14 protein-coding genes are annotated in these 18,143 nt (G+C 62.1%); all 14 read left to right on the top strand.

All coding sequences use genetic code 11. The annotated features are described in order from the left end of the window. Positions 1–10: 10 nt before the first annotated feature. The 14 genes from gmd to BC358_RS07635 all read left to right on the top strand — a co-directional run bounded on the left by gmd (position 11) and on the right by BC358_RS07635 (position 18,117). On the top strand, positions 11–1,045 hold the full coding sequence (gmd, locus tag BC358_RS07570) for a GDP-mannose 4,6-dehydratase (RefSeq protein ID WP_079365339.1): 1,035 nt from the start codon (positions 11–13) through the stop codon (positions 1,043–1,045). After that, complete coding sequence (locus tag BC358_RS07575; protein WP_079365340.1) at positions 1,045–1,923, top strand: GDP-mannose 4,6-dehydratase; 879 nt, start codon at positions 1,045–1,047, stop codon at positions 1,921–1,923. Before gmd ends, BC358_RS07575 begins: the two co-directional genes overlap by 1 nt. Next, positions 1,901–4,132, top strand: coding sequence for a glycosyltransferase family 39 protein (locus tag BC358_RS07580; RefSeq protein WP_143434219.1), 2,232 nt, complete (start codon positions 1,901–1,903; stop codon positions 4,130–4,132). The genes BC358_RS07575 and BC358_RS07580 overlap by 23 nt, the downstream gene beginning before the upstream one ends. After that, a complete protein-coding gene (locus BC358_RS07585) occupies positions 4,129–5,112 on the top strand; it encodes a glycosyltransferase family 2 protein (RefSeq protein ID WP_079365342.1) in 984 nt (327 codons plus the stop codon). Before BC358_RS07580 ends, BC358_RS07585 begins: the two co-directional genes overlap by 4 nt. A gap of 46 nt (positions 5,113–5,158) precedes the next feature. After that, positions 5,159–5,902, top strand: coding sequence for a bifunctional 2-polyprenyl-6-hydroxyphenol methylase/3-demethylubiquinol 3-O-methyltransferase UbiG (locus BC358_RS07590; protein WP_079365343.1), 744 nt, complete (start codon positions 5,159–5,161; stop codon positions 5,900–5,902). 52 nt (positions 5,903–5,954) lie between these two features. After that, complete coding sequence (locus tag BC358_RS07595) at positions 5,955–6,836, top strand: hypothetical protein (protein ID WP_143434220.1); 882 nt, start codon at positions 5,955–5,957, stop codon at positions 6,834–6,836. Positions 6,837–6,913: 77 nt separating this feature from the next. Then, positions 6,914–7,417, top strand: coding sequence for a bifunctional 2-polyprenyl-6-hydroxyphenol methylase/3-demethylubiquinol 3-O-methyltransferase UbiG (locus BC358_RS07600; protein WP_179130030.1), 504 nt, complete (start codon positions 6,914–6,916; stop codon positions 7,415–7,417). Between the two features lie 321 nt (positions 7,418–7,738). Next, a complete protein-coding gene (locus BC358_RS07605) occupies positions 7,739–9,772 on the top strand; it encodes a glycosyltransferase family 4 protein (protein ID WP_079365346.1) in 2,034 nt (677 codons plus the stop codon). A 9-nt stretch (positions 9,773–9,781) separates the two neighbouring features. Continuing rightward, complete coding sequence (locus BC358_RS07610; protein ID WP_256861444.1) at positions 9,782–11,959, top strand: glycosyltransferase family 2 protein; 2,178 nt, start codon at positions 9,782–9,784, stop codon at positions 11,957–11,959. Between the two features lie 17 nt (positions 11,960–11,976). Further along, positions 11,977–13,677, top strand: a complete 1,701-nt coding sequence (locus BC358_RS07615) for a DUF2142 domain-containing protein (protein WP_079365347.1) — start codon at positions 11,977–11,979, stop codon at positions 13,675–13,677. 49 nt (positions 13,678–13,726) lie between these two features. Continuing rightward, entirely contained in the window at positions 13,727–14,674 is a 948-nt protein-coding gene (locus BC358_RS07620; RefSeq protein WP_079365348.1) for a glycosyltransferase family 2 protein, read from the top strand. Beyond that, entirely contained in the window at positions 14,671–15,612 is a 942-nt protein-coding gene (locus BC358_RS07625) for an SDR family oxidoreductase (protein ID WP_079365349.1), read from the top strand. Before BC358_RS07620 ends, BC358_RS07625 begins: the two co-directional genes overlap by 4 nt. Continuing rightward, positions 15,609–16,169 (top strand): sugar transferase, encoded by a 561-nt coding sequence (locus BC358_RS07630; RefSeq protein WP_079365350.1) that lies wholly within the window; start codon positions 15,609–15,611, stop codon positions 16,167–16,169. The genes BC358_RS07625 and BC358_RS07630 overlap by 4 nt, the downstream gene beginning before the upstream one ends. 22 nt (positions 16,170–16,191) lie before the next feature. Then, the gene (locus tag BC358_RS07635) at positions 16,192–18,117 is read left to right on the top strand and encodes a nucleoside-diphosphate sugar epimerase/dehydratase (RefSeq protein ID WP_079365351.1); all 1,926 of its coding nucleotides are present in this window, start codon (positions 16,192–16,194) and stop codon (positions 18,115–18,117) included. Positions 18,118–18,143 lie beyond the last annotated feature (26 nt).

Below are 18,143 nucleotides of genomic sequence, written 5' to 3' on the forward strand. Positions count from 1 at the left end.
CCATCTCAGAATGAAGACCGCCATTATTACCGGCATCACCGGCCAGGACGGCGCCTACCTCGCAGAGTTGCTGCTGAACAAGGGCTACGCCGTTTATGGCACCTACCGCCGCACCAGTTCCGTCAACTTCTGGCGCATCGAGGAACTCGGCATCCAGAACCACCCCAACCTGCACCTGGTCGAGTACGACCTGACCGACCTGGGCGCCAGCATCGCGCTGGTGCAAAAGGTCCAGCCCGACGAGATCTACAACCTCGCTGCGCAGAGCTTCGTCGGCGTGAGCTTCGATCAGCCCACCACCACGGCCCAGATCACCGGCCTCGGAGCCGTCAACCTGCTAGAAGCTATCCGCCTGGTCAACCGCAAGATCCGCTTCTACCAGGCCAGCACCTCGGAGATGTTCGGCAAGGTGCAGGCCATTCCGCAGATCGAGAGCACGCCGTTCTACCCACGCAGCCCCTACGGTGTGGCCAAGCTCTATGCGCACTGGATGACCATCAACTACCGCGAGAGCTACGACATCTTCGGCAGCAGCGGCATCCTGTTCAACCACGAAAGCCCGCTTCGCGGCCGCGAATTCGTCACCCGCAAGATCACCGATGCAGTGGCCAAGATCAAGCTCGGACAGCTTGACTGCCTGGAGCTGGGTAACCTGGATGCCAAGCGAGACTGGGGTTTCGCCAGGGAGTATGTGGAGGGGATGTGGCTGATGCTGCAGGCCGATGAGCCCGACACTTTTGTGCTCGCGACCAACCGCACCGAAACGGTTCGGGATTTTGTCCGCATGGCGTTCAAGGGCGCCGGCATCGAAGTCGATTTCCGTGGTACGGCCCAGGACGAAACCGCCATCGACACCGCCACGGGCAAGACCGTGATGCGCATTAACCCCAAGTTCTACCGCCCAGCCGAAGTGGAGTTGCTGATCGGTAATCCCGCACACGCGAAGGCTACGCTGGGCTGGGAGCCTCAAACCACCCTCGAGCAGTTGTGCCAGATGATGGTCGAGGCCGACCTGCGTCGCAACGAACAAGGCTTTTCGTTCTGATGCGCATCCTGCTGACAGGCGCCTCAGGCTTTACCGGGCGCCATTTTCAAGAGCAGGCCACTCAGGCAGGCCATGTGGTGGAGCCCTTGACCACCGACCTGACAGACGCTGCCGCCGTGCAGCAGGCAGTGCAAGCCGCTGGCCCGGTCGACGCCGTGGTGCACCTGGCCGCCATCAGCTTTGTGGGCCACGCCAACGACACCGAGTTCTACGCCGTCAACACGGTGGGCAGCACCCATTTGCTGGCCGCGCTGGCCGCTCTGCCCTCCGCAGACCGACCTTGTAAGGTGCTGGTGGCCAGCAGTGCCAATGTGTATGGCAACTGCACGCGTTCGCCCATTTCCGAAGAGCAGGCGCCTGTACCGGTGAACCATTACGCCGCCAGCAAGCTGGCCATGGAACACATGGCGCTCACGTACACCGACCGCCTGTCTGTGGTCATCGCGCGGCCCTTCAACTACACCGGACCGGGTCAGTCGGCCAGCTTCCTGATTCCCAAGCTGGTGAGCCATTTCGTCCGCCGGGCGCCCGGCGTCGAGTTGGGCAACCTGCATGTGGAACGGGAGTTCAACGACGTGCGCATGGTCTGCGACGCCTACATGGCGTTGCTGGAAAAAGGACAGCCCGGAGAGACCTACAACATCTGCTCGGGACAAACCCACAGCCTGCAAGGTGTGATGAATCGGCTGGAGCAACTCACAGGACACCAGATGGCGGTCACGGTCAATCCTGCTTTCGTTCGGGCCAACGAGGTGCACCGCCTCTGCGGAAGCCCAGACAAGCTCTTGGCCTGCACTGGCCCCCTGAAGACGTACACCCTGCGAGACACTTTGCTGGAAATGATGGGTGCGCCGAATGCTCACACCCTCTCTTACTGAGGCTCAAAGCCCTGGCTGGACACGCAGGGCGTGGGGACTGATCTGGGCGCTTCTTGCGCTGCTGATCCTGACAGCAGCGCTGAAAGGAAGAACGCCCGACACTGAGTGGGTACCTTTCAGCGACCAGTCATCCCATCTCATGGCAACCATGAGCCTGTGGCACGACCACGATCTGCGGTACACCCTTGAGGACCTTGAACGGTTCAACGCTCAGTTCCCTGCCGCGCGAGGGCCGCGGGGCATGTTTTTGAAGCAAAGCTCCGACGGAGCAATCTATTTCGCCAAACCAGCGCTGTACGCTGTGTTCAACGCTCCATTCTATGGCGCGTTTGGCACCACCGGGTTCATCATCTTCAACCTGATGGCTATCGCCATCATGGCAGCGCTCACCCATCAGATTGCCCGGAGGATCTACGGATACACACTAAGTCACCTGATGACGGCTGCCTTGTTTCTAATGGGCCCGTTCATGGCGTGGACCATGGTTGTGCACCCAGACCTGTTCATCGCCTTGCTGCTGTACACCGGTGGTTACCTGGCGTTGACGCAAAACCGCTCATCGGGCTGGTGGGCAGCTGGTCTTCTGCTGGGGATGGCCTTGGCAGAGAAGCCGACGTTTGTAGTCGCCCTCCCCTTCCTGCTGTTGTGCGTGCCTGGCCCCAAATTCAGAACCTACGGCTGGATCGTCTTCGGGTTGTTGGCCGGCTGGCTGATTCCCACCTTAGTCAACCTGAGCCAGGATGGCAATCTTTTGGCTTATCAGGGAATCAGATTTTATGTGGGCGAACCACCGTTTCCACTGGAAGCAGGATGGACCTCGCCGAAGACTGGGGGATTCGGGCACATCTTCGACACCAGTTTTTTGCTCCGAGCGATGACCGGTAACCTGGCACTGGTTCCGACAATCGTCTTCGAGTTTATCTTCGGGCGTCAAACGGGCATGCTGCTCTACTTTCCGGTGGCGTTGGTTTTTCTGTTCACGGCCCTCACCCGCCGCAACATCAACGCACTGCTGATCTGCATCGGGCTGTTTGCGTACCTGTTGCTCTATGCCCTCGCCTTCCCGAGCAACGGCTTTGGTGGTGGTGCAAGTTATGGCTCCAGGTACCTGATGCAGGCACTGCCATTGCTGATGCTCGCGCTGCTCCCGTTGATTAAGTCAACGCCACCGGCCGGGAGACTGGTCCCGAGTCAATTGCTCGGTGTCTCTGCCGTGCTTGCCAGCCTGGTTTTCCAACATGGGACTTTGCCTCCTTCTGGGAAACTTGTTCAAAATCCCACGACATTTCTGCTGAACACCCCCGCCACACTGTTCCCGCTCGAGGACCGTTTACTTCCTTGGATACCAATCTTCACCTCGCATTTCAGGGTCGACAACACAACGGCCGAGGCCAGCCTGTTCTCAAAAGATGCAACTTGGCTCGATAAATATGTCGACGGAAAAATCGTGCGCCAATTGACCCTTTATCAACACAATGCAGACCAGGCCCTGCCCGCACTCTACATTCACTCATCGGTCCATGCCCGGGTCGACATCAAAAATGGTGGCACCCCTATCTGGACCGGTTCAATTTCACCCCAAAAAGTGCTGGATTTGCCTCTCGATCAATCGTTTTTTCAGCATGAAGCTTTTGATCTCCTGGATAAGAAGACCAAACGATGGGGGGCTTTCTCGATCGAACTGCAGAGCGTCGCCACTGCGGAGAAACCGGCCTATGCCTCGTTCGAACTGACAACCGACTCTGCCCCCGTTCCCATTCCCTTCGACCGGATCATCAGCATTCACGAGTTCAATCAGCATGGCATCATCCCGCGATTCCACTGGAGCTACATGGAAGAATGGGGACAGTGGACCGACGGGGAATACGCCGAGCTGCTCATCCCGCTGCCAGACAACCTCCCAGATGGCACCGAAATCCAGATCACAGCCACGGCCTTTCTTGCCAGGAACCAACCCCGCCAAAGCATCGAGGTATTCCTGAATGGTGAAAAGCAATACGACCACACCTTCTCCTCCCCTGGCCCGATCACCCTTCAAGTTCCAGTGGGCCAACTGGTGAAACGGAATGCAGTGTCCATCGGATTCAGAATGCGCAACCCCACAACGCCGCTAGCACAAGGTATTAGCCAAGATGATCGAAAACTCGGCCTGGGGCTACACAACCTGATGTTCACACGTCGATCAGCCACAAGCGCGGGAACCCCATGATCATCAGCATTGTCATACCCACCCTGAACGAAGAGGCCTCGCTGCGACAACTCACCGACGAGATCAATGCCACGATCGCCGGAATGGACAGGATCGTGTCGCACGAAATCATTTTTGTTGACGATGGCAGCACTGATCGCAGCTGGGAAATTATTGAAGAGTTGTCTCACACCAGAGAGAACCATGTTCGAGGTATCCGTTTGCGGCGCAACCGTGGCAAGGCGGCGGCACTTTCAGCCGGCTTCAACGAATGCAAGGGCAATCTGATTTTCACAATGGATGCCGATCTGCAGGACGATCCCAAGGAAATTCCAAACTTCATCAACATGATGGAAAAGGGTTTTGATTTGGTATCGGGATGGAAAAGAATCCGTAACGACCCAATCGTGAAAACCGCCCCTTCCCGGCTTTTCAATTTCGTCACGGCTCGCCTGACGGGAATTGACCTGCACGACTTCAATTGCGGCTTCAAATGCTACAGACGGGAAGTGATTGACAACATCGTGCTGTATGGAGAACTGCACCGATATGTTCCCGTCCTCGCGCACGACCTGGGTTTCCGAATCGGAGAAGTTGCAGTCGAACACCACCCGCGCGTGCACGGCGCATCCAAGTACGGCTGGGAGCGCTACACGCGAGGCATGCTGGATCTGCTCACGGTTCTGGCCACCACGCGCTGGTTGCACAAACCCGGGCACCTTTTTGGCGGGTTCGGACTGTTGATCGGATTGATGGGGTTCAGCGTGCTGGGCTACCTGTTTGTCATTTGGCTTCTGGGGCTAGGACCCATTGGTGGCCGGCCGCTACTGACCTTCGGGGTCCTGACCACCCTGATCTCGCTTCAGATGATTTCGCTGGGCGTGATTGCCGAGTTTTTCATCAAATTCAACCAGCCCAAGCAACTCAACGCTTTCATTGCAGCGCGAACCAACAGTGGCGCCCTTGATCTGGAACAACACAGGACTGAACCACTCCCATGAGGCCGAAACACCGCGTCCAGCGCACCACCTACAAGGCGCTACCAGGATGAAAGAAAACGCTTACGAGAGGTACATCACCGAATCGAGCGGCTGGCTGCACACAGGTCGCAGCGCACTCGTCGAGCGCCTGCTGGGTTTCTTCGTTTCCCGGCATGACCTGTCGCCCGATATTCTCGAAATCGGCGCCGGTGTGGGACAGAACGTGCCGGCGCTTCGAAAATTCGGTACGGTAGATGTGCTGGAAATCGACAAAAAGGGGCTGGAAGTTCTCCGAGGTCGTCCAGATGTGCGGGAAGTGATCGCCCAGGGCATTCCGTGCTCGCTGGCCCGCACCTACGACATCATCTGCGCCTTCGACGTCATCGAGCACCTTGAAGACGATTGCGCAGCGCTTCAGTGGATCGCCGAGAACCTGAAACCCGGTGGGCTGTTTCTGGCGACGGTGCCGGCTCACCAGTGGTTCTTTACCCAGCACGATGTGGCGCTGGGCCACTATCGGCGCTACACACGGAAGACCTTCAGGAACATCATTCCCCAGGATTTCGAGCTGTTGGCCGACAGCCACTTCAACACCATGCTGTTTCCCTTGGCAATCGCTGCGCGCATGGCCTGGGTGATGAGGAACCACTTCGCCCGGGCAGCCCACGAAAACAAACAGCCGGTGCCCAGCCAGGGGATGCTGAGTCGCCTGCTCCTGTCCATCTTCATGCGGGAAATCCGAAATACCTCTCCGGCAACCTATCGCCCCTTCGGTCTTTCCTACTACGCCTGCATGAGAAAGAAGCCCTAGGCGTGCTCCATCGAACGCGCCCCGAAACAAGCCGGACAGGACACGGCAGATCATGAACGCTGGTTTGAAGAAGCTCCTCCATCGAGCAGGCAGTGTCATGGCCATCGCGGGGCTGGCCCTGGTGGTGCAAAGCATCTATACCCAGCAAGAGGCGCTGCACGCGATCCAGTTCAGCGAACGGCAGTACCTGTCCATCGCTGGTCTGGTCATGATTTACGGCCTGACTGGCGGGCTTCTGGCCATGGCATGGCAAAAAATCCTGGCGCACCTTGGTGCTCGCGTTTCGACCTCCTCTGCAGTCCGCATGTATGGGCTGTCACAGATCGGCAAGTACCTGCCGGGCAACATCTTTCATCTGGCGGGCAGACAAGGATTGGGAATGGCCGCAGGTGTTCCCTCGTGGACGCTCATCAAGTCCACGGTCTGGGAACTGGGGCTCCTGTGCATGACCGCCGCGCCCTTTCTCCTGCTCCTTGCGCCGGCCCATTTCAAGCTGAATCGGCTGCAAGACGCCGCCGTAACCGGCATTGCCCTTCTGCTGATGGGCTCCGCTTGGGTGATCCGCCGCATCTGGGGGGCGCCCCTGCTGCATGCCTTTCTGATGTACCTGCTGTTTCTCGGTGTGTCGGGGCTGGTGTTCGCCGGCGTGGCCCACACGGTATCCGTGGACCAGGTCGACGCGTGGGGAGCGCTGGCCAGCTACTTCATCATCGCCTGGCTGCTGGGCCTGGTCGTCCCCGGGGCACCGGCAGGCATCGGCATACGAGAACTGGTGCTGCTGGGCCTGCTGGCGTCCCATATGAGTACCGACGCGGCACTGCTGACCGTCGCTGTCAGCCGAATCGTCACGGCCGGTGGTGATGTGCTTTTCTGGTTGGGCGCGCTGTCCCTCGCCCAGGTCCATCGCAGCAGATCAACCGGCGAGGCCGACTGAACCTCCAACACACTGGACGGGCGGCAGATATTGGCTCAGAAGTTCAATCCAACGAAAACAGGTTCAATAACATGAGGATGGAAAACGGAATTGTGGTGGGGACCATCGGGAACAAGTACTCCTCCAAGAACCCGCTGGCCCGCTACCTGGTTCAAGGTTTTGACCGTGCGATCGGCACGCTGGCGGCGCAATCGGATCCGCAATCCATTCTGGAAATCGGTTCCGGTGAAGGACACGTCACCGAGATTCTGCTGAAAGACACCCGTGCACGGATTCATGCCACCGAACTGTCGGAAGCCGTGATGAATGAAACCCGAAATCAACTCACCGATCCACGGGTGTCCTGGGAGCTGGCCAAGCTGGAGGACTACCATCCGCCCGGGCACTTTGATCTGGTGGTGTGCTGTGAGGTGCTGGAGCATCTGCCCGACCCCTCCGCCGGCCTGAAGAGCCTTCGCGCCATGGATGCGGATTTTTTCCTGCTCAGCGTCCCCAATGAACCCATCTGGCGCATTCTCAATTTTTTGCGCGGCTCCTACTTCAAGGACTTTGGCAACAGTCCAGGGCATGTCCAGCACTAGAGCACCCGGCAGTTCATCAAGTTCGTTTCGACGGAGTTCACCGTTCTGGAGCTTCGCACTCCCCTGCCCTGGACCGCTTTGCTCTGCAAGAAGTGAGTCCTTGAATGCGGCACGACCCTGGCCGCCAGTGACGCCTGAACCGTTTCACCCATTCGACGAACTTATACTTGCGGGTTGCCCGGGACGGGCTGCCGGGGCGCCGGCTGGGGTCTTCGTCCACGGACTTGACCTGCCCCTGCCGGGCTCTCGAAAACAGGAACACTGGTGACATCACATACCGCTTGGTCTGCTCAGGCGCCCATCGGCCAGACGGACTGGCCCATGAGCGTGCCAGCGGGCATCCAGGTCGTGGTGGCCATTCGCCCGGACCTGAAGCACTTCAACCCCCATCGCGTTCAGGACCGTATCGGGCTCTATGCGCGGTGGGAAGGCCAGTTGCATCTTGACTACCCTGAAATTGAATGGCGACTGAGCGATGCCGACCGGGCTTTCCTCTCCAACTACAGTGTTTCCCGCTTCCTGGAAGAAAAGGGCACCGGTCTGTCCTTCCCGCTGAGGGGCAACTGGCCCACCGTGCTCGACTTGATGCCCGGTTTCCACGAACACAGCCGCAAAGCGATCATTGGCCGTGAGGCTTTCACCGAGAGCCTGCCCCAGCCGTTGCGCCTGATCTGGGGCGACCGCCCCGATCTGCAAAGGTCGTACGACATCGGTAGCGCGGATGGCCGCATCGGCTTCCTGCGCTGGTGGTTCAACTTCGGCCACAAAGAGTATCTGCGTGTCGACTGGCGGCTGGCGCCCGAGTTGTTGGCTGTCGATGCGCACGGCAACGGCACATGGCCCTGGCCCCATGTGCTTTCGCTGACCGTTGCGGGGCGCAGCGACCTCCCGTCGCAGTTCGCCCCGGTGTCCGAGAAGAACTGGTTCAACGGCCTGCTGTGGTGGCACCGCAGTGGCTGCGCAGAGTTTGCGGTCCCGGCCTGGTCGCTGATGAACCTCATCCCACTGCGCCGGCAGCTGCACCAGCGGGCCGCCGGGTTCAACGCCCTGCAGGCGCCGGACGGTGCTTGCGCCATGCCCCTGCCCTATCAGGTGTACATGGTGTGGTCCACACGCGACGACCTGCAGCAGGCCTTTGACCTGCGCCGGAAGCCGGGTTGCGAACAGTTGCTGGCCTGGTGGGCACAACACGGCAACACCGAGTATGCCGGCGTGTCCGAGCTTTTCGCCGACCCGTCGGCCGAACAGCCAGGCCTCAACATCGTCGGTTACGCCCGGAGCGTGATCGGCATCGCAGAAGACGTGCGCATGGCCGTGCGTTCGGCGCAGCTCGCGGGCGTTCCGCACGCGGTGATCGACGTGCCCATGCCCGGGCCGGCCAAACTGGACCATTCGCTGGAATCGCTGATCGTCGAGCAGCCGCGCTGGCCAGTGTCCCTGTACTGCCTCCCCCCTACGGAAATCATCCGTCTGGGCATGGAAGGCGGGCGCCAGCTGCTGAATTCGGGCACCTACAACGTGGGGGCCTGGCACTGGGAGCTGCCCGTCTGGCCCGAGCACCTCATGGGTGTCATTGACTCGGTGGACGAGATATGGGTGTTCAGCGAATTCGTTCGCAACGCCTTTGCAGGGCGCACCGACAAGACGGTGCGCAAGATGCCTCTGGCGGTGGAGGTACCTGCACCGACCGGCGCCAACCGGGCACAGTTCGGGTTGCCGGCCAGCCGCTTTCACTTCCTCGTGATGTTCGACGGCAACTCCTGGCTGTCGCGCAAGAACCCGATCGCGGCCGTGCGCGCGTTCAAGGCGGCCTTTGGCGCCGAGCGGGGCGTCGGGCTGGTGATCAAAGCCATCAGCCTGGACCGCGCGTCGGCCGCCTGGCAGGCCCTGGAGGCCGAGCTCAACGGAGATGACCGCATGGTGGTGATCGACCGCACCATGGATCGCGTCGAGCTGACCCAGCTCATGGCCACGTGCGACGCCTATGTCTCGCTGCACCGCTCCGAGGGCTTCGGTCGCATCATCGCCGAGGCCATGCTGCTGGGCCTGCCCACGGTGGTCACCAACTTCTCAGGCAACGTGGACTTCTGCACGCCGCAAACCAGCTTTCTGGTGGACGGCCCCCGCGTCGCGCTGACGCCAAGCGAGTACATCTTCTATGAGGACCAGTACTGGTGCGACCCCGATGTCGATCAGGCCCGCCAGCAGATGCGCCGGGTATTCGAGCACCGCGACGAGGCCCGGGCTGTGGCCCAGGCCGCCCGCCACAACATCCAGGCCCACTACTCCGTTGAAGCGGTGGCAGCGGCCTACCGCAGCCGCCTGCGCGAGCTGCGCACAGCCGACCTGATCTGATCGCACGACATGCAAAGCACCGACACCGCCACCCACTTCACCCCCAGCGCTTTGCCCGCCGAGGAGGAACGCGCGCAACTGGCCGAAGAACTCAAAGACCGCGAGCAGCAGCTCGTGGACCTGCTGCAGGACTACACCGATCGCAACCTGCAGCTGGTGTCGGCACAGCACCAGGTGATGACGCTGACCCAGCGGGTTCTGGCGCACGAGGAAGCAGCCAAGGCGCATGCGGCCCACATCCAGAACCTGTACCAGTCCACCAGCTGGCGCGTCACAGCGCCGCTGCGGCGGATCAGCGTGCTGTCGCAAGACGTGAAGTACTCGGTGCGGGTGTTTCGCGAGGCACTGGCGGCTGGCAAGGGCGTGTCCATGGCCCTCAGACAGGCACTGCACGCGAACGCTGCCCAAGAAGCCGCCGTGGTCACTGCCGAAGTGACGGACCACGCCCCGAAGGCGTTCGACCCCCGGGACTACAAGGAATGGGTGCGGCGCTACGACACGCTGGACAGCGCGTCGCTTGAGCAGCTGAGGCGGGAAGCAGCATCCATGGCCAACGGACCTCTCGTGTCGGTTGTGATGCCGACTTACAACGCCAATCTCGACTGGCTGGGGCAGGCGATCAAGTCCGTCAGGGAGCAGCTGTATCCGCGCTGGGAGCTGTGCATTGCCGACGATGCATCCACCGACCCCGAGGTTCGCCCCTTCCTGGAACAGTGGATGGCCGAAGACCCCCGGATCAAGGTGACCTTCCGGGACACCAACGGGCACATCTCGGCGGCCACCAACAGCGCCCTGGCCCTGGCCTCCGGCGACTGGATCACTTTTCTGGACCACGACGATGTGCTGCCGGCACACGCCCTGCTGTACATGGTCAAGGCCATCGTCCGCCATCCCAACGCGCGGATGCTGTATTCGGACGAAGACAAGCTCGACGAGAACGGCAAGCGCTACGACCCTTACTTCAAGACCGACTGGAACCCGGACCTGTTCTATTCGCACAACCTGGTCACCCACCTGGCTTTCTACCGTGGCGACCTCATGCGCGAGGTGGGAGGCCTGCGTGAAGCCTATGCGGGCGCCCAGGACTACGACCTGGTGCTGCGGGTGATCGAGAAGGTGAAGGCAGACCAGATCGTCCATGTGCCGTTCATCCTCTACCACTGGCGGGCCCACGCCGGCAGCACCGCCACGGCCGACCTGAACATCAAGCCTTACGCCATGCTCGCTGGCGAACGGGCGCTCAACGACCACTACAAGCGGATGGGCATCAACGCCCGGGCCCAGTTCATCGGCCATGGGTACCGCGCGCGCCACCGGCTGCCCAAGCCGGCGCCCAAGGTCAGCATCATCATCCCGACCCGCAATGCGGTGGACCTGGTCAGGACGTGCGTGGAGAGCATCCGGGACAAGTCCACCTACAAGAACTACGAAATCCTGCTGATGGACAACGGCTCGGACGACCCCGAGGCGCTGGCGTACTTTGCCGAACAGGCCCAAACGCCCAACTTCCGGGTCATCCGCGACGATTCTCCGTTCAGCTACTCGGCCATCAACAACCTGGGCGCCTCACAGGCCACCGGGGACGTGCTGTGCTTCCTCAACAACGACATCGAGGTGATCTCGCACGACTGGCTGGAGGAGCTGGTGAGTCAGGCCTGCCGTCCGGGCATCGGCGCCGTGGGTGCCAAGCTGCTGTATCCGAACACCACCATCCAGCACGCCGGTGTCGTGCTGGGCATCGGCGGCTGGGCCGGGCATGCCCACAAGGGTTTCTCCCTGTACGCGCACGGCTACGTCGGCCGGGCCTCGCTGGCAAGCAACTTCAGCGCCGTCACCGGCGCCTGCATGGCGGTGCAGAAAAAACACTTTGACCAGGCGGGTGGGTTCGACGAGGTCAACCTCAAGGTCGCCTGCAACGACGTGGACCTCTGCCTGCGGTTCGCCGAAATGGGCCTGCGCAACCTGTTCACGCCGCACGCCCTGCTCTTCCACCACGAGTCGGCCACCCGGGGCTACGAAGACACCCCGGAGAAGAAAGCCCGATTCCAGAAGGAAGTGGACTACATGTGGAAGCGCTGGCCCGCCATGATGGCCCGCGACCCGGCTTACAGTCCCAATCTCTCGCTGGATCACGAGGACTTCGGTCTCGCCTGGCCTCCCCGCGTTCGCCACGGCGAGCCGGCCTGACCTCAGGGTACCCACGCATGTTCCAACGCTTCCTCCACAGCCTCCGCCAAGGGCTGAACATCTGGACGGGCATGCCGCTGGCGCTGTTCATGCTCGTGTTCGTGATCCTGCAGGGCGTGGTCATGGCCAGCCATTCGCCGCTGAGCTATCCGCCGGACGAGATGCCCCACCTGTCGTACATCAACGACAGCATCCGCTCGCCGCAGGCTCTGCCGAACTACAGCGACGGAAAGATCATGGGGTTCACCCAGGCCAACTACCTGGGTCATCCACCGCTGTACTACAGCGCCCTGGGCGTGGCCGGCAAGCTGTTCGCCCTCCATCCGAAGACGGACTACCTGATCTTCCGGCTGATCGGTGTCGGTTTCGTGGGACTGGGCTTGGCTTTCGTGGTGCTGATGGCCCGGGAACTGAGGCTGACACAAGGCATCACCGCGCTGCTGCTGTTTGCCTGCGCCGGCGTGCCAATGTTCTCGTACATCGCCGGCAGTGTCTCCAACGACACCCTGCTGTACCTGGGCATGACCATGGGGTTCTACGGGCTGGCGCGTTTCGCCAATCCCGCCCGCAAGGGACCGGACCCCCTGGCGCCGGTCGTGCTGCTGGTCGGCCTGTTGATTGTTTTCCTCACGAAGGCCACGGGCATCGTCTTCATGGTCCTGTTCCTCGGGGCCTGGGGACTGCGCAATTTCCGGCGCATCCATCCAGTGGTGCTGGTCCGCAGCTTCTGGCTCCACTTGGCTGTCTTCTCCGTTGTTGTGGGCAGCTACTACACCTACACCCTGCTTCAGCACGGAGGTGTTTTCCCTTCGCCCGGCAGGCTGTACGGCAGCACACCACCCGCAGAGCCACTCGACCTGGGCGGCTACATCCGGGAGTACGTCAGCGCCATGTGGCGGCGGCTGCACGGCATCATGTCGCACCTGAGCATCACCCCCATCGGAGACCGCTGGCAGCCGGTGTTCTACACGATGGTCTGCCTGCCCATCGTGGGCTGGCTGGTGGCTCGATTCAGCACGCCCCTGTTGACCTCCAACCGCATGGCCGTCCGGCTGTTCGACGCCATGGCCCTGGCCACATTGGGCACCGTCGTTGTCCACGTGGTGTTCGGCTACCGCGCCTACCTCGTCAATGGCGTGCTCTCGGGTCTGCAGCCGCGCTACTACATGTACCTGCTGCCGGTGTTGTGGTTCCCGTTCTTCGTGCTCTGCCAGCCCGGCTGGTTCAAACAGACGGTCACCACACTCTTTGCAGCCAGTGCTCTTGTGGTGTTCTGGGCCTCTGCTCCGCAGGTGCTGCTCAAACAGCACCAGGCCCTGCAGGAACTGCCCCGCAACATCGGATACGCCGACCGCGACGGGCTCGAAGCGATGTCGGTCCGCCTCCCCCGCCGCCTCACCACCGAAGGCAATGTGGAAACACTCACGCTGGCCAATGGGGAGTTGCGGGCCAAAGGCTGGGTCTATGACACCAAACTGGGCGATCAGGCCCAGCGCCTCTGGATCCTGGCCGGAGACGAGTTCGTTTCGTCCGTTCCGGTGCTGATCAAGCGCGACGATGTCGCCGCCGCCCTGGGCACGCAACGAGCACTGAACACCGGGTTCGCCTTCACCGCCAGACACTTGCCGACCACCCTGACACCCTGCGATGTCCGGCTGCTGGCCGAGTACCGCGACGGCAGCGTGGGCCCACTGAAGAACGACCTGTGCCCGCAATGACCTGCCGGCACGACACCGACACACGCCGTCAACCTCCACGGAGTTCCTCTTGAAACTCATCATCCAGATCCCCTGCTACAACGAAGCTGCCACCCTGGGCATCGCCCTGGCAGCCCTGCCGCGCGAAGTGCCCGGCTTCGACAAGGTCGAGTGGCTCATCATCGACGACGGCTGCACCGACAACACGGTCGAGGTGGCCCTGGCCCACGGCGTCGACCACGTGGTGCGGCACACCCGCAACCAGGGTCTCGCACGCGGCTTCATGAACGGCCTGCAGGCCTGCCTGGAGCACGGCGCCGATGTGATCGTCAACACCGACGCCGACAACCAGTACAACGCCGATGACATTCCGGCGCTGACCCGTCCGATCCTGGAAGGCAAGGCGGACATCGTGATCGGCGCCCGCCCCATCGCCGCCATCGAGCACTTCAGCCCGATCAAGAAACTGCTGCAGAAGCTGGGCAGCTGGGTGGTGCGGGTGGCCAGCAAGACCAGCATTCCGGACGCCCCCAGCGGCTTCCGCGCCATGAGCCGCGCCGCCGCACGCCGGCTGACGGTGTTCTCCGACTACACCTACACCCTGGAAACCATCATCCAGGCGGGCCAGAAGAACATGGCCATCACCTCGGTGCCGATCCGCGTCAACGGTGATCTCCGCCCATCTCGCCTGGTCAAGAGCATCGCCTCCTACATCCAGCGCAGCATCGTCACGATCATCCGGGTGTTCGTGATCTACCGTCCGTTTCGCTTCTTCGCCAGCATCGGCATCGCCCTGTTCACGCTGGGCTTCATCATTGGCCTGCGGTTCCTCTACAAATGGCTGACCATGGACTACGATGGCCACATCCAGTCCCTGATCCTGGCCAGTTCGCTGCTGATCATCGGCTTCCAGACCATCCTGATCGCTTTTGTGGCCGACCTGCTGTCGGCCAACCGCAAGCTGATGGAAGAGGTCCGCTCGCTGACGCTGGAGAACCGGGACCGCCGGCCGCAATGACCGTGATCGTGGCCGTCACCGGCGCCCACGGTTTTGTCGGGCGCGCCCTTTGCCAGCACCTGAAGGCCTGCGGATTCTCTGTCCGGGCCATCACACGCTCCGCGTCCGGCGAAGAAGACACCTGGGCCGTTGGAGACCTGGGACCAGGAACCGACTGGGGCCAGAGCCTGCAGGGGGTCGACTGCGTGGTCCATTGCGCCGCCCGGGTACACATGGTGCAGGACACCGACCCTGACCCGTTGCAGTCCTACCGGCGGGTCAATGTGGAGGGCAGCCGGTCCCTGGCCATCGCTGCGGCGGCTGCGGGCGTTCGCCGGCTGGTGTTCCTGAGTTCACTCAAGGTGCATGGAGAGCGCACTGTGCCGGGTCACCCGTTCATGTCTGGCATGGCGCCAGCCCCCGAAGATGCCTACGGCCAGTCGAAATGGGAGGCCGAACAGGCCCTTCACGAGGTGGCCGGAAGAACCGGCCTTGAACTGGTGGTGGTCCGGCCACCCCTGGTCTACGGCCCCGGGGTGAAGGCCAACTTCCTCAAACTCATGAACGCGGTGGCCCGCGGCACGCCGCTTCCGCTGGGCGCTGTAGACAACCGGCGCTCGCTTCTGGCGCTGGACAACCTGACCGATCTGCTGCTCCGCTGTGTGGAACAGCCGGCCGCCGCAGGACACACCTTCCTGGCATCGGACGGTCAGGATCTTTCAACGCCGGACCTGGTGCGCGCACTCGCGCGTGCGATGGGCCGGCCCGCACGGCTGTGGCCGGTGCCTGTGACCTGGCTGCGCATGGCGGGAAAATTGCTGGGCCGAGGCCCTCAAATCGACCGACTGATCGGATCGCTGCAGGTCGACATCGGGCATACTAGGCAGGTTTTAGGCTGGTCGCCCCGGTTGACAGTGGAGCAGGGTCTGCGTCTCACGGTACAGGATGTGGTGGCATGAAGCGCGCCTTCGACCTGCTCTTTGCGCTGTGCGCCGCCGCCATCCTGCTGCTGCCCATCGGGTTGATCACCCTGGTGGTTCGCTGGACCTCACCCGGTCCTGCCCTCTACTGGAGCGATCGCATTGGCCGGGACAACCGCATTTTCAAGATGCCCAAATTTCGCAGCATGCGACTGGACACGCCCGCCGTGGCCACCCACCTGCTGTCAGATCCCGACCGGTATCTGACGCCAGTGGGCTCCTTTCTGCGAAAAACCAGTCTGGACGAGCTTCCACAACTCTGGAGCATCCTGAAAGGCGACATGAGTCTGGTGGGGCCACGTCCCGCCCTGTTCAACCAGGACGATCTGATCGCCTTGCGCACCGAGGCCGGTGTTCACCGGCTGGTCCCCGGCCTGACGGGCTGGGCCCAGATCCACGGTCGGGACGAGTTGCCGATTCCCGAGAAAGTCCGGCTGGATGCCGAGTACCTGCAGAAGAGGTCGCTAGGACTGGACCTGAAGATCATTTTCCTCACGGCGTGGCGCGTGCTGCGCCGCGACGGGGTGACCCACTGACACACGATTCGACGCCCACACGATGCTGAACCGATTCGCACAGCCCATTCTGGCCATGCCGCGCCCTGCCAAGCGGGTAGTGGTGCTGTCGGTGGACGCCGCCCTGTGCATTCTCACTGTCTGGCTGTCGTACTACCTGCGCCTGGGCGAGTGGGTCAAGCTGTCGGGCGACAGCTACTGGCAACCCATGTGGGCCGTTGGCGTGTCGCTGCTACTGGCGCTGCCCATCTTTGTGGTCAATGGTTTCTACCGGGCCATCTTCCGCTACACCGGCCTCTCCGCACTGCAGACCATCCTGAAGGCGACGGCGGTATACGGTCTGCTGTTTGCCACGGTGTTCACCGCCTACGGTGTGGACGGTGTGCCCCGCACGGTGGGTCTGATCCAACCGATGTTGCTGCTGCTGACCGTCGGCGCGTCGCGCATGCTGGCACGTTTCTGGCTTGGAGGTCTTTACCGCAATCAGTTGCGGATGGTGGCCCTGCCCAGGGTGCTGATCTACGGCGCCGGTAACGCCGGACGCCAGTTGGCGGCGGCCATGACCAACAGCCACGAGATGCGGGTGGTGGGGTTTCTGGACGACGACGACCGGCTGCATGGTCATGTGCTCAACGGTCTGTCGATCTACAGCCCCGCCGACCTGCCGGGTCTGGTGACCTCGCTGCAAGTCAGCACCGTCCTGCTCGCCATCCCTTCGGTCAGCCGCCACCGACGCAACGAAATGATCGCGAAAATGTTGCGTGCCCATGTTCAGGTGCGCACCCTGCCCGCGGTCAGCGAACTGGCGCAGGGCATGGTCAGCACGTCCGACCTGCGTGAACTGGACATTGACGACCTGCTCGGGCGCGAACCGGTGGCACCCAACCACATCCTGCTGGGACGCAACATCACCGACAAGGTGGTGCTGGTGACCGGGGCAGGCGGCTCCATCGGCAGCGAACTGTGCCGCCAGATCCTCTCGGTCAACCCGAGCACGCTGGTGCTGATTGAACAAAGTGAGTTTGCGCTGTACGAGATCCAGCAGGAACTGCAGGAGAAGATCGAAGACAACACCACCTTGCTGGTGCCGGTGCTGGCCTCGGTGCGGGACGCGCAGCGGCTCAACGAGATCTTCGCCGACTGGAAACCCGACACCGTCTACCACGCGGCCGCCTACAAGCACGTGCCCCTGGTGGAGCACAACCCGATCGAAGGCATCCGCAACAACACGCTTGGCACCCTCACCGCCGCCAGGGCAGCGGCGGAGCACGGCGTGAGCGACTTCGTGCTCATTAGCACCGACAAGGCGGTGCGCCCGACCAACATCATGGGCGCATCCAAGCGCCTGGCGGAAATGGCGCTGCAGGCGCTGGCCGCCACGGCTCCGAAAACGCGTTTCTCGATGGTCCGCTTCGGCAACGTGCTGGGCTCCTCCGGCTCGGTGGTTCCCAAGTTCCGGCGCCAGATCCGCGACGGCGGCCCCATCACGCTGACCCACCCGGACATCACACGCTACTTCATGACCATTCCCGAGGCCGCCCAGCTGGTGATCCAGGCGGGCGCCATGGCCAAGGGCGGCGACGTGTTCGTGCTGGACATGGGAGATCCCGTCAAGATCATGGATCTGGCCACCCGGATGATCGAGCTCTCGGGCCTCTGCGTGCGCGACGAGAACAACCCCGAAGGCGACATCGAGATCGAGATCACTGGCCTGCGCCCGGGCGAGAAGCTGTTCGAGGAACTCCTGATCGGAAACAACCCGCGCCCGACCTCCCATCCCCGCATCATGAAGGCCCACGAAGAATTCGTCGCCTGGCCTGTCCTGCTGGAGAAACTGCAGCAGCTGGAGTCCTTGCTCGAACAGCGGAACGTCGAAGGCACCAAGGAACTCCTTACCGAGCTGGTGTCCGGCTACGCGCCGCAAGAGCCGGGGCAGGAATCCGACAGCCGCCTGCGCTACAGCGTCTGAGCGGCCTCACAAACCATTGTCATCAC

Origin of the sequence: Hydrogenophaga sp. H7 (assembly GCF_002025745.1) — a bacterium.
In the GTDB taxonomy this organism is placed as follows: domain Bacteria; phylum Pseudomonadota; class Gammaproteobacteria; order Burkholderiales; family Burkholderiaceae_C; genus Hydrogenophaga; species Hydrogenophaga pseudoflava.